12 protein-coding genes and 1 tRNA gene are annotated in these 13736 nt (G+C 36.3%); 10 read left to right on the top strand and 3 right to left on the bottom strand.

What is annotated here, in order from left to right:
• Positions 1-48 precede the first annotated feature (48 nt).
• Positions 49-119, top strand: a tRNA-Cys gene (locus BBI00_RS13115).
• Positions 120-1082: 963 nt separating this feature from the next.
• Positions 1083-1310, top strand: a complete 228-nt coding sequence (locus tag BBI00_RS13120) for a glutathione synthase (RefSeq protein ID WP_065399187.1) — start codon at positions 1083-1085, stop codon at positions 1308-1310.
• Positions 1311-1761: 451 nt separating this feature from the next.
• Here the strand turns inward: BBI00_RS13120 and BBI00_RS13125 are convergent, their stop codons facing one another.
• Entirely contained in the window at positions 1762-2205 is a 444-nt protein-coding gene (locus BBI00_RS13125; RefSeq protein ID WP_065399188.1) for a hypothetical protein, read from the bottom strand.
• Positions 2206-2497: 292 nt separating this feature from the next.
• Between BBI00_RS13125 and BBI00_RS13130 the strand changes: the two genes are divergently transcribed.
• The 8 genes from BBI00_RS13130 to BBI00_RS13165 all read left to right on the top strand — a co-directional run bounded on the left by BBI00_RS13130 (position 2498) and on the right by BBI00_RS13165 (position 11791).
• Positions 2498-3049 carry a YMGG-like glycine zipper-containing protein gene (locus BBI00_RS13130; RefSeq protein ID WP_065399189.1) on the top strand — a complete coding sequence of 184 codons (552 nt, stop codon included), beginning with the start codon at positions 2498-2500 and terminating at the stop codon, positions 3047-3049.
• 52 nt (positions 3050-3101) lie between these two features.
• The gene (locus tag BBI00_RS13135) at positions 3102-4736 is read left to right on the top strand and encodes an LIC_10190 family membrane protein (protein WP_065399190.1); all 1635 of its coding nucleotides are present in this window, start codon (positions 3102-3104) and stop codon (positions 4734-4736) included.
• A gap of 50 nt (positions 4737-4786) precedes the next feature.
• Positions 4787-5857 (top strand): chorismate synthase, encoded by a 1071-nt coding sequence (aroC, locus tag BBI00_RS13140; RefSeq protein ID WP_065399191.1) that lies wholly within the window; start codon positions 4787-4789, stop codon positions 5855-5857.
• 17 nt (positions 5858-5874) lie between these two features.
• A complete protein-coding gene (locus BBI00_RS13145; protein ID WP_065399192.1) occupies positions 5875-6438 on the top strand; it encodes a thioredoxin family protein in 564 nt (187 codons plus the stop codon).
• Positions 6439-6447: 9 nt separating this feature from the next.
• Entirely contained in the window at positions 6448-6987 is a 540-nt protein-coding gene (locus BBI00_RS13150; RefSeq protein ID WP_065399193.1) for a TlpA family protein disulfide reductase, read from the top strand.
• A gap of 85 nt (positions 6988-7072) precedes the next feature.
• Positions 7073-7414, top strand: coding sequence for a YkvA family protein (locus tag BBI00_RS13155; RefSeq protein WP_065399194.1), 342 nt, complete (start codon positions 7073-7075; stop codon positions 7412-7414).
• A 121-nt stretch (positions 7415-7535) separates the two neighbouring features.
• Positions 7536-8915, top strand: a complete 1380-nt coding sequence (gene pyrF, locus BBI00_RS13160; RefSeq protein WP_065399195.1) for an orotidine-5'-phosphate decarboxylase — start codon at positions 7536-7538, stop codon at positions 8913-8915.
• 53 nt (positions 8916-8968) lie between these two features.
• On the top strand, positions 8969-11791 hold the full coding sequence (locus BBI00_RS13165) for a gluzincin family metallopeptidase (RefSeq protein WP_065399196.1): 2823 nt from the start codon (positions 8969-8971) through the stop codon (positions 11789-11791).
• Positions 11792-11944: 153 nt separating this feature from the next.
• Here the strand turns inward: BBI00_RS13165 and BBI00_RS13170 are convergent, their stop codons facing one another.
• Positions 11945-12748 (bottom strand): T9SS type A sorting domain-containing protein, encoded by an 804-nt coding sequence (locus BBI00_RS13170; RefSeq protein ID WP_065399197.1) that lies wholly within the window; start codon positions 12746-12748, stop codon positions 11945-11947.
• Positions 12749-12864: 116 nt separating this feature from the next.
• Positions 12865-13731, bottom strand: a complete 867-nt coding sequence (locus BBI00_RS13175) for a lamin tail domain-containing protein (RefSeq protein ID WP_065399198.1) — start codon at positions 13729-13731, stop codon at positions 12865-12867.
• Between the last annotated feature and the right edge of the window lie 5 nt (positions 13732-13736).

The raw sequence follows: 13736 nt of genomic DNA on the forward strand, positions 1-13736 counted from the left end.
TCAAAAAGAATTTTTACTATATTTGCACACCTCAAAAATGGTAAAAATGGTACTTTGGCCGAGCGGCTAGGCAGTGGTCTGCAACACCATCTACAGCGGTTCGAATCCGCTAGGTACCTCAGAAAAAACCTCTAATGTATTTTAGAGGTTTTTTTGTTTTCTATGATGTAGGTCAGACTCCTTACAGTGAACCTTTATATTTTTCATTAACTAAAATAACAGTATAACAGCTCATTAAATTTCTATATAAAATTCAATAACAGACAAGCTGCAACCACATATATATTTATATTTGTTGAAAAATAATACCCATTAAAACTGACCATGCTTTTATCAATATCATCAACACATATTATAATTTCACTAATTCTATTACTGTCCATCACCTTCTTTAGCATTTATGGATTTTATAAATTAATAAAAAAAACCGTTAAAAGATGGATCCGAGAAACAGAAAGAGAATAAACTTTCCATTGCTTTTTCTACCTACGCTTCCTCATTCTGTGTGGTTTTAAGTACATAAGTCACTCAGCTTTTTTCATTTATCCTACATAAAACAAGCTCTTCATTATGGGAAGAGCCTGATAAATAATGCAAAAAGTGATGATGGATTGAAAATTATCTTACTCAAAGATAGAAGAATAGCTCAGCCTGAGTTTATGAGCAGCGTCATATAGCACAAAAAAAAATCCTCGGAAATTCCGAGGATAAAAACTAATAACCATGAAAACTCAAATTAAACATGAGTTACATATCTATATTGAAAAATCGTGCCAAGAATGATAATTTTCAAAAAAAAAATTTGTTTTATCATTGCCCGTCGTTTTTTATCATTTAATCATTTTATTTCATTTTTATTGTATTTTTAAAAACAGGATCATAATTATTTATAATAAATTCAAATAAAACCAGAACTCAATCAAAATCATTAGAAATAAAATAATTCATTTTTACTTAAAATAAAATTCACATAGAGAAATAAAATACTCTCACATGGCATTAAAAATAATAATTATAAAAGCAAAACAGAGAAATTGGCATAATTTATTCTGTCTGTAATCTAACCCACAAAATTTAATATCATGGCACAAAAAACTTTTAGCAAAGAAGATTTCGTTCAAAACAATGAAAAAGAATATCAGCTGGGTTTTAAAGTAAGTGAAATAGGTAAAGGCTCCAATCTTATTGTAGAAAGATTAAATGAAAAAGGGGAATATGAGATCGTTCAGTCACCTTTAAGAAAACTCAATGATCAGATATTTATCATTTGGGATTCTCCATTCAATGGCAGAATATTGTTTGATGTATAAAATATCCTTTTTACCGGAGAGGATAATGAAAAAGCCTCCCGAAGGAGGCCTCAAAAAACACAAATGATGAAAAAAAATTTTATATCAGAAATAAAAATTATTTTATCCCTTAATCTGTTTCCAAATTTATACCACACATTTTTTTTATTTTATGAGTGTAATCATAAAATTGTTTTTTTATTACCTGTAGCAGTCACAAAAAACTCTTCAGATCGTGGAGTCTTTTGGCTTCGATCAGTTATCATATCTACCTTTTAAAAAAGAAACGACCTCCTTGCGGAGGCCTAAAAAACACAAATGATGAAAAAAATCTATTTAGAAAAATCCAAACAGAATATTGTTATGTATAATTACTTTTCCTTCCTGTTACAGGATGAGTAATTATCTATTTCAGATTAATGTCCCATTTTGAGGGTTTGTAAAGTTAGGTAAATATTTTGTTTTCACAAACTTATTCTTCCCATGCAATCGGAACATAGATCGTAATGTATCCGTCAGCATCAAGATTATCATCAGAAACAGTAGCAACAACCGTTCCATAACCTACCCATCCTCCTTGTCCCTGGATCCCGGAAAAAGTATAGGTTCCTTCAGGAAGGTCTTCTTCTGAATACTGAGGAAGTACGGGCTGATAACCGATACTGAAATACTGCTCTCCTGTAACCGTATTTTCTGCAACAAAACCACCAAGATCATAACCTGACCCGGAAAGAATTTTTGTTCCGTTTTTTGAAAGAAGACCATAACGAACCGGATAGGTTTTCGTTTTTGCATCTTTATGAGATACTTCTGTGCGGTCTTTAGATGGAACTTCTACCACATCTGTAGAAGAAAACGAAGTTGTAACAGCCAATAATCCTACAACAGCTGATACTGTAAAAATTGATTTTTTCATATGTAAAGTAATTTAGTATTTCAAAAATAGCTAACTCAAATGAATTCAACAAAAATTATTGATTAACTATATTTTACAATTACTTCAGAAAAAAATTAACGGAAATGCAGGAAACAAACTTTATGCCCGGATTGCTGAATCTCCCTTCAATAGTAGAAAATTTATCAGAAATTATCATTCATACTCCATTATATTATCAACTTTAACATTCATTAACTAAAATTTGGCTTCATAATTGAAAATAAAACTAAAACTAAAGCCGTTTTGGCTTAAGCTTATTAAAATTTGAATTATGAAAAAGATAGTATTAGCAGGATTTTTATCCGTTTTTTTAATGACGGCCTGCAAGAAAGATGATGCAATAGCAGAAAAGTCGCTGGAAGCACAAAAGCTTGAATTCCAGGCAAGACAACTTGAAATAGAAAAACAGAAGCTGGCTATTGAGAAAGAAAAACTGGTATATGAAGCCCAGAAAAAGGCAGACAGTATCTCAGAAACCAAAAAAGCAAAAGCTGCAGCAGCGAGTAATTCAAAACCACACGTGATAAGAGAAACGAGAACGGTATACAGAGACAGAAACTCAGGTTCCGGCTCAGGAAGCAGTAATGGAGGATATGCTGACAATGGAGGTGCTTCGCAGGGAACCACTCAGAAAAAAGGAATGAGTAAGGCTGCTAAAGGAACGATCATTGGAGCTGTAGGGGGCGCTGCTGCCGGAGCAATCATTGCTAAGAAAAACAGAGGACTTGGTGCTGTAATCGGAGGTGTTGTAGGAGGTGCAACAGGATATACCATTGGTAGATCTCAGGACAGAAAAGACGGACGAGTACAACCCCGCAGATAATATTTTTAACCATAAGATATAAAGATTGCTTATTTTTAAGCAATCTTTTTTTATGATACTGATTCTTCTTTCCTCCGTTTTCATTATTTCGGTCTTAATGGGCTGGGGAAAGATCATGGAAAACATTTCAGGAAGTTTGTCCGGCGGAATTTCCGGAAAAATCCTTTCCGGAATACTGAGCATCAGCCTTCTATGGACAGTGATTGCATTCTTTGCACCCTTGAATATTTATATTGAAACCCCTACGGTATTGCTGGGTCTGTTCTGTTTTTTTAAATATAAACTCTACCAGGATCTGTACAGGTTTTCAAAAAAAGACTGTTTGCTGGTAAGTGTTATTTCCTTTATCATTTTACTGGCGGGATCTTTTCATCCTTATATATTAGATCATTTCGGGTATTATGTGCCCACAATTAAATGGCTTACAGAATATGGAATAGTCAAAGGGATCTCCAATCTGGATCTTACACTGGGACAGATGTCTCTCTGGCATATTTTTCAGTCCGGCTTTTCGAATTTTTCTGATCCTTTTTTAAGAATCAATACTGTTTTACTGATTTTCTATGCTCTTTACAGTATTGAAAGAAAACATTGGATACATCTGTGTTTTTTGCCGGTTCTGCTATTATTCTCACAATCTCCGAGCCCCGATCTCCCGGTCATTATTTTTTCTTTAGTTATTTTAAATGAAGCTATAGCCGGAAATAGAAACACCACTTTCCTCTTTGCATTTTCCATCTTTGTTTTTGCTATAAAACCTACCATGATCTGGCTTCCGGTGTTTATTTTTTTGTACAGTATTTTTATTCTTAGATCAAATTTCCGGCAACTGCTTTTGGGAATATCGGTTCTTATTATATTCTTCATTAAAAATATATGGACATTCGGGTATCCTGTTTTCCCTGTAGCGATTGCAGATCCGGATGTTTTCTGGAAGCCCAATCCTGAAGTATTGAAAATTTCGTCACAATATGCCGTCATGAAAACCTATGATATGCAATATACATATGAAGAAATTCAAAGGTTTTCAACGGCTGATTATATTAAAAACTGGCTTACATTACCAGGCATCAAATCAAAGATCAATATTCTTTTTATCGCCGGCCTTGCTTTGTTTTCAGTATTCACCTGGATCAAAAAAAGAAAACTTATCACTTTCATCTGCATTTCGCTTTTGATAAAAAGTATACTGGTCCTGATGTTTTCAGCACAGTACAGATTTTTCATAGATGTTTTTTTCGTCATTTTCTTTGTGATGTTTTACAGGTACTTTGATAAAAAAAAATCAATAGCAGTATGCTCCGGTCTCGGATTACTCATCATTTCAATATTATCTTTTCCGGGCATTATCCAAACATATATTCCCAGCTTCAGAGTGGGTGGCTTCATGGCTGGTTTAAAAAAAGAACAGCTCTACCGGCCGTCAGCGTATGAATACAGAAAGTTCAATTCATTCAGAATCGGAAACCTCGAATTCAACGTATCTGAAAACTACCCTTATAACTTTGAAACTCCGTTACCCGCAATTTCCACCGGCTATATTTTTGATGATATGAATGCAGGAATTTTCCCTCAGCTTATTGATAAAAAGGATATCAGCAAAGGATTTATCTGGCAGAGAATGACTTCAGACCAAAAAAAGGAAGGCGAAAAAGTGATCTATATTATCAAAAACACTGATAAATAGAACAAATCCAGAAACTTTATTATGTGAAGAAAAAAAGGTAATTTTGTACTATGTTCAACACATTAGGTAATCTTCTTAGTCTTACAACATTTGGAGAAAGTCACGGAGTGGCTTACGGCGGTATCATCAACAATTTTCCGGCAGGTTTAACGGTAGATCTCGATAAGGTTCAATATGAACTGAACCGAAGAAAACCGGGACAGTCTGCGATTGTTACTCAAAGAAAGGAAAGCGACACAGTAAAGTTTCTTTCCGGGATTTTTAACGGAAAAACTACAGGCACCCCTATCGGTTTTATCATTGAAAATGAAAATCAGAAATCAAAGGATTATGACCACATTGCAGGAGCATATCGTCCGAGTCATGCTGATTTTACTTATGATCAGAAATTTGGTTTCAGGGATCACCGTGGCGGAGGGAAATCTTCTGCAAGGGAAACCATGAACTGGGTGGTTGCCGGAGCTTTTGCCAAGCAACTTTTACCGGATATTGAGATCAATGCTTATGTTTCTTCCGTAGGTGATATTTTCTGTGAAAAACCTTATCAGGCTTTGGATTTTTCTAAAACTGAATCGAATGATGTACGTTGTCCGGATGCTGAGACGGCTGAAAAAATGATCTCCAGAATCAAAGAGATCAAAAAAGAAGGCAATACCATTGGCGGAACCATTACCTGCGTGATCAAAAATGTTCCTGTAGGAATCGGGGAACCTATATTTTCAAAGCTTCAGGCAGAATTAGCCAAAGCCATGCTGAATATCAATGCCTGCAAAGGCTTTGAATACGGAAGCGGTTTCTGCGGTGCCAAAATGACAGGAAAAGAGCACAATGATGCTTTCAATACCGATTTTACTACAAAATCGAATCTTTCAGGAGGAATCCAGGGTGGGATTTCCAACGGAATGGATATTTATTTCCGTGTAGCCTTCAAACCTGTAGCAACGATTCTGAGACCTCAGGACAGTATTGACAAAGATGGGAACCCTGTTGTGGTAGAAGGAAAAGGACGTCATGATCCTTGCGTGGTTCCAAGAGCTGTACCTGTTGTGGAAGCACTTGCTGCATTTGTATTGGCAGACCTGTTCCTGATCAACAAAACAAGAAACATCAATAATTTTTAATATAAATATTTTTGGTAATGAAAAATTACTGGGATAAAGGAATTTCTTTCGAAGAATACCTTCAGATTGCAAAAGAAAGATTAGAAAATCCAGCCAACGAACAGGAGGCTGAATATCAACAATATTATGAGCTTGGGCTTCAGAGAATGGACAGAACGGTGAAAAAATACGTTCCGGATGAAGACCAGCTGAAAGAACTGGCAGCTAAAAATTTCGATGGAAAAATCTTAATTATTTCCGAAGCATGGTGCGGTGATGCCAGCGCCACTGTTCCGGCATTGTTCAGATTCTTTGAAGGCCATAACGAGGTAAGAGTTTTTCTGAGAGACAGTGATAAAAGCCTGATCAATCAGTTTCTGACCAACGGTACGGAATCTATCCCTAAGGTTCTGATCCTGGATAAAGAATTTAACGTGAAAAATTCATGGGGGCCCCGTCCGAAATACGGATATGAGCTTTTAATGAAATATAAAGCAGATCCTGAAGCTTATCCCAAAGAAAGCTTTTATAATGATCTGCAGATATATTACGCCAAGAACAGAGGAAAAGATGCTGTTCAGGAAATTTTAGATCTGCTGTAAAAAAGAGATATGAAAAAAAGCATTATTTTTCTTGTACTGATCATCGTTATCGGTGTCATTGCTTTCGTTCCGGGAATAAGAAATTTCATGAAGGATACGTTCTTCCCGGTTGCTACCATTGAGAAAGCAGTTCACGTAAGTGAAGAAGATTATGATATTGAACTTAAAGGGATCAATGCTCCGAGTACCAATCTGAAGAATTTCAAGAATAAAGCGGTCTTCCTTAACTTCTGGGGAACTTGGTGCCCACCCTGCCGAAAAGAATGGCCGTCTATTCAGAAACTTTATGACTCGAGAAAAGAACATGTAGATTTTGTACTGATCGCCATGAATGATAAAGAAGAAGACGTAAGAAAATTTCTGAAGGAAAATAATTATACGGTTCCTGTTTATATTGCACAGAGCCCTATTTCCGAGAAAATTCTGCCTAAGGTTTTTCCCACTACTTTTCTTCTGGACAAAAACGGAAGAATCCTGATCAAGGAAGATGCATCAAAGGATTGGGATTCAGAGACTGTGCACCAGTTTATTGACAATATTATCAAATAGTTTTTTTAACGAAATTTTATAATTTGTTGGTACAGGATTTGTGAAATTTATAGCGTTGAAAAATTTATTTAAATCCAAACACAAAATGAAATATTCAAAATTAAATCTTGCAAAAGAAGCTATCAGTCACAAGGGCTTTGTAAAAAAGATCCCTGATATTTTCAGAATGGTCAAAATGTGGAGAAAAGGCATCTACCCTATGAAATCCATAGACATTATTCTTCCTTTACTGGGAATCCTGTATGTCATCTCTCCTATCGACCTGCTTCCTGAATTTGCCATACCGGTACTTGGGGTAATGGATGATCTGGCAGTATTGTCACTGACGATCCCAAAACTTATCAAAGAGGTAGACAAGTTTTTGCTTTGGGAAGCTGAACAAAAATATAAGGGAACCCAAGTCATTGATGCTGAAATCGTAAAATAACAGTTTATTATATTTTCAAACCATCCTGTAATATCCGGGATGGTTTTTTATTGACCAAATAGGCGATAAATTTTTAAGCCTTATTTCAATTCCTTAAATTTGCAACATCTAATAAAAAATAATGGAAAGTAAAAAAGAATTCTTCTTAGAGTGCTACAAGCTAGGCATCATCAAATTCGGAAGGTTTACCCTTAAAAGTGGTATCGAAAGCCCTTTTTATGTAGACCTGAGACCTTTGGCTTCAGATCCTAAAATCTTAAAAAATCTTGCAAATTATTTATTGGAAATGCTTCCGTTGGATAATTTTGATTTAATCTGTGGAGTTCCTTATGCAGCACTTCCTATGGCTACCGCAATGTCTCTGGAAAGCTACATTCCATTAATTATTAAAAGAAAAGAAGCAAAAAGCTACGGTACGAAAAAACTGATCGAAGGGATCTACCAGAAAGGCCAAAACTGTCTTTTGGTAGAAGATGTGATCACTTCCGGAAAATCTTTGGTAGAAACCATTGCTGAAGTGGAACAGGAAGACCTTAAAGTTTCTGATATCGTTGTGGTGCTGGACAGAGAGCAAGGCGGAAAACAGCTTCTGGAAAGTAAAGGCTACAGAGTACATACTCTTTTCAACATTTCAGAAGTATGCGGAATCCTTCAGGAAACCGGAGAATTATCTGATGAGGAGGTGGCAAGAATTCAGGATTTCCTTCAGGGGAACCATATCCAGTTTGCAGAAGAAATCAGACCTTCTTACGAACAGAAACTTCAGAATGCCCAACATTCGGTTTCTAAAAAATTACTGGAAACTGCATTGATGAAAAAGTCTAACCTGATTGCATCTGCAGATGTTACAACTACTCAGGAATTACTGGCTTTCGCCGAAAAAGTAGGCCCACATATCATCGCTTTAAAAACACATATCGATATTATTTCTGATTTTGATTACGAAAAAACAATCACTCCATTAAAAGAAATTGCGGCAAAACACCAATTCTTATTGATGGAAGACAGAAAATTTGCTGATATTGGCAATACGCAGGAACTTCAGTTTACCAGCGGAGTTTTCAGAATCACAGACTGGGCAGATTTTGTAACGTCTCAGGTGATCGGTGGTTTTGAATCGTTGGACTGTTTCAACAATGTGGGGGTTGTAGCCATTGTGGGAATGTCTTCCAAGGGAGCACTTACAACTGCCAGCTACCGTGAAGAAGCATTAAAAGTAGCACAATCTCATCCTAATGTTATCGGAGGAGTGTCACAGAATAAGCTTCCTGAAGAACTTTTACTATTCACCCCGGGAGTTAATCTTGCAGATTCAGGTGATGGTAAAGGACAGCAATACAATACACCTGAACATGTTTTCAAGACCCTGCATACCGATTTCATCATCGTAGGAAGAGGAATCTATAAATCAGAAGATGCTGAAGCCGCTGCCATCACTTACAAAACAGAGGGCTGGAATGCGTATATTAATTCTTTGGAAAAAAAAGCAATTCAGAGTTAAAATCCTACAAAGTATATACAAAATAAGTTATATTTGGGCTTTATCACCGATATTTGAAAAAGATCAGCATTTGCCTTATTTTGTTTTGGGGAGTTACACAGGTTTCTGCTCAGAAAGACAGTATTTACATTGAAGCGAAACTGTCTTCTGATAAAAAGAACCTTGAAGTAAAACAGGAGATTGTGTATTACAATCATTCTGATAAAGACCTTCATACTGTAAAACTCCTGAATTGGGTTTCCGCTTACAACAGGCGGGGAACTTCTTTAGTCTACAGAAAGCTGGAAGACCGGAATAATGATCTGCATTTTGCGAAAGCTGATCAGTTGGGAAAACTCCTTGAACTGGATATTAAAAATTCAGAAAACGAGACGATTCCCATTGCAGCACTTTCGGACGAGAATCTATTTCTGCCTTTAAAAGAAGCTTTAAAACCCGGAGAAAGCATCACCTTACAGATCCACTACCGGATGCAGCTTCCCGATACCAAATTTACGGGATACGGAACTTCAGGCCAGGCTGCTGTACTAAAATATTTCTTTATTGTTCCGGATCATTTTGATCCGGACAATATTTCCAAAAGAAACTATCATGATATCGAAGAGTCTGTAAATTTTAATACTTTCTGGACAGTCAATTTTGATATTCCTGTCAATAGTTTTGTTGAGGGAAACCTTCCGCAGGTTCAGATGAATTCCTTCAAAGGCTATCTGGATTCCGATCCTGAGTTTTTGATTTCTTTAAGCCAGTATCCTTCCATAAAAAATAATATCGACGGATCAGATATTGAAGTAAAATTCGGTTATAATCTGAAGCCCGAAGAAAAGCAAAACCTTGAGTTTTATCTGCCTCTTCATTTAAAATTCCTCAAAGAAAAACTTGGATCACTCCCTGAAAGTATTTTTATTTCTGATAAATTCAGGGCGAAGGAAGATTTTTTCGGAAACAATGATATTACTTTCTGGAAATTCAGGTTCCCATTGTTTACTGACGCTGAAAAGACAGACCTTGATTATTTCGGAATCATAACCAAAAAAATTCTTGATGAAAGTGTTATTGCTGACAAAGAGAAAGACCACTGGTTTAAAAACGGTTTAAAATCATATCTTGAAATTCAGTACCTGAAAAAATTCTATCAGGACACAAAGCTTTTAGGAATGTTGCCGGAAACAAAAATATTCGGAATCAAACCTTTAAAACTGTTTCATGCCTCCAAAGTAAAGCTTCTGGACCGCTATGGACTGGCCTATCAGTATATCATGCTGCAAAACCTTGATCAGAAGATTGATGAACATTTCCCGGTTTTGAGTAATTTTAATGATATGGCCATCAGCAGCTTTGAAACTGGAAGCCTTTTTAATTATTCTGCCGAGAAAATGGGTGAAGGCCCTTTCAATGATATTGTAAAAAACTATGTTACAAAAAATTCAGGGAAAAGAATTACCCCTGAAGAATTCCTGGCTGATCTTTCTGCTAAAAATAAATCGGCAAGCTATCTGTCCGATTTCTTCAAACAGAAAAACCGGGTTGATTTCAAATTAAGAAACATCAGAAAGGAAGACGATTCCCTACAGATAAAAATTGCTAAAAATACAAGCGCATCTATTCCTGTAAAACTGGAAACAGAAACCAAAGAAGGTGAAAAAAAAGTGTATTGGATAGATACGGAAGAAAATCAGCGTATCACCAATGTATCACTTCCGGCTTCCGACAATATTTATAAAGTCACCTTAAATAGCGGCTATATCTTTCCTGAATCAAACTACAGGGATAACTTCCTGTATGCAAAAGGGTTATTTTCCAATGCAAAAAAGATCAAACTTAAATTAATAAAAGATATTCCGAATCCTGAATACAATGAAATTTATATCAGTCCAAGGGTTCGTTTCAATAATACTTATGACAAATTCCTTCTTGGGGTTAATTTAAAAAATCAGTCTTTCTTTGATCAGAAATTCCTGTATTCAGTGACTCCCACTTACAGTACCGGAACCGGAAAACTGACAGGTTCCGGAGCTGTATCCTACTCTATTATGCCGGCTGAAAGTATCATCCGGAGTCTTACTTTTGGAGTTTCAGGAGCTTATTTTCATTATGATTACGGCCTGGCCTACAGAAAGGGATCCATAGCTTCTACGCTTAACTTCAGAAAGAATCCCCGAAGTACGGTAAGCAGAAGTATAGGGGCTTCCTATAATTATTTTGAAAGGGATTTGAGTCCTAAAATGATTGCCAACAACGATTATAGTAAATATAATCTCTGGAGCCTGGGATATGGATACAGTGACAGCCAGATGATCCACGAAAAAAGCCTGAGCCTGAGCACCCAGGGGATGGAAGATTTTAATAAAATAACTGCTGAAGGTTTCTACAGATGGGAATTTGCTCCTAAGCAAAAACTCAGCTTACGTTTATTTGCTGGATATTTTTTAAGAAACAACACCAGAAATGACTTGTTCGACTATGGTATTTCAAGGGTTTCCAATTATTCTTTCTCTTATACGCTTCTGGGAGAAAGTGCCAGCAGCGGTTTACTTTCACAGCAGTTTATTCTGGCTGACGGAGGTTTCAAATCATTCCTTCCGGGAACAGTGAACCAATGGATCACTTCAGTGAATGTAGATTCCAGCATCTGGAAAATATTTCATGTGTATGCTGATGCGGGAGTTTATAAAAATAAAGACCTTCCTGCAAAATTTATATGGGACAGTGGTATTAAGGTGAGGATCATCCCGGATTTCCTGGAAGTCTATTTCCCGGTACAGTCTTCTCTTGGCTTCGAGCCTTCCTTTAAAGATTATGCAAAACGTATCAGGTATACATTAGTACTTAATCTCGGATCTATTATTAATGCAGCGAGAAGAGGATGGTATTAAATAAATAAAAGAATTCATCCTGTAACACTATAAATAAAAAGAACAGCTCATTAACCGGCTGTTCCTTTTTATTTAACGCAATAATATTGATAATATCTTTTCAATCACAGAAACACTCTGTTTAGCTGAGCTCAAATCAAGCTTGTTAAAGAATTAATCTTTTATAATTTTCTGTGAGATCGGAACATTATTAATCGTTCCTGTCACAACATAAGTTCCTTTAGGAAGTTCCACAATATCGAGGCTTGAAGCCAGCTTTGTAGGCGACTTTTTTACTACCTGCCTGTAAGTATCATACACTTTTACATCCCGGACTTCCGTCCCGAAAAGAATCCTACCGTCTTTTATAAAAGGATTCTGTACGAAACCTGTTTTCACAGTTCCCTCAAACAGAAGATCAGTTATCGTGTCTGCATTCGCATCTTTTCTTACAATGGTTGTTATTTTAGGGGATGGCAGAGGTTGATCACCTTTATATTGGTCGGCATTCACTCCATATCCTACAAAGTCCAGGACATTGGGTGAATTTGGTCCGGTAACCTGCACAATATTTCCCGCCAAAGCAATTTTACCGGATACTCCTGACATCTTTATACCTGAAGATGTATTGATACTTCCGTCAAAATTGGTAATAGTTGTAGCAATAAAATCCGGCGCCGGCAGATTTCCGACACCTCCTTCAATAGCAGCCTCCTGGATCAGATAAGTCTGTTCAGGACCCAGAGTAAGATCCGGTAAGGTATGATACTGGGTAAAAGCGCCTACAGCCGGAGCATATTGTATGCTTGCTCCGGTCAAGGAAACCAGATTGGTTCCTATATTTTTGAGTATAATATAATTATATTTTGATGCAGGATCCGGATTGTCTCCACCTCCATAAAATTCACTGATCACAATTTGAGCACTCGCAAATGCTGTAATGAATACTAAACCAACAAGAGTAAAGATTTTTTTCATGTAATAATTTTGGATTATAAAATATCAAAAACGGTACCACCAAATTAAGAAATAATCGGCATAAAAAAACAGCCATTTCAATGAAATGACTGTTTATATTTTATCTGCAGAGACAATTAGTCTTTCAGAATCTTTTGAGATACTGCCTGGTTATTTACTGTACCTGTTACGATATAATTTCCTTTTGCCAGTTCAGCAACATTTACCGTTCCGTTTTGTTTTACAGAAGCTTCTTTTATCAGCTGTCCGAACATATTGAAAACTTTTACATCCTTAACATCTGCTCCGAAAGTAATTTCGCTGTTTTTAACGAAAGAATTTTTTACAAAGTTTACTGATTTTGCATTTTTTCCTTCTACAACAGCCAGAGTTCCCATAGTTGAATTCTCAGGAGTTGGAGCAGTTTTAGTAAAATCAGCACCGTTATTATTAGTATCAGCACCATTTCTGGTAATAGATGAACTGTTATCTAAAGCAGGAGCAGCTGTTGTTCCTTCAAATAAATTAGCACTTCCATATCCTACGAAATCAAGAACATGAGCATCGGTAGGAGCAACCACTTTAACAGCCCCTGTTGCTAATGCTATCTTACCGTTGCTGGAAGACATATTGAATCCATTAAAAGTGGAGCCATTTGAAAAACTAATACTATTAGTAACTTGAAAATCCGGTGTAGGAAGAGCTATTCCGGTAGTAGTAGCCGGGCTAGGCACCATTTCAATCAAATATTTCTGTCCAGGTGCCAATGTAATTGTGGCTGGTAAAGAAGCATATGAGTTAAATGTCCCTGTATTAGAAGCATACTGTAATGTTGCATTGGATAAAGTAGCTGTAGTAGATCCTAAATTGATCAATTCAACATAATCATTGATATACGCTGTAGCCGAGCTTCCACCAGAGCCATATACTTCATTGATTACAATCTGAGCATTCATTAATGCCGTAGCGGAAATTAATCCCAAAATAGTAAAGATCTTTTTCATAAATA

This window comes from Chryseobacterium arthrosphaerae (assembly GCF_001684965.1).
GTDB classification, from domain to species: Bacteria; Bacteroidota; Bacteroidia; order Flavobacteriales; family Weeksellaceae; genus Chryseobacterium; species Chryseobacterium arthrosphaerae.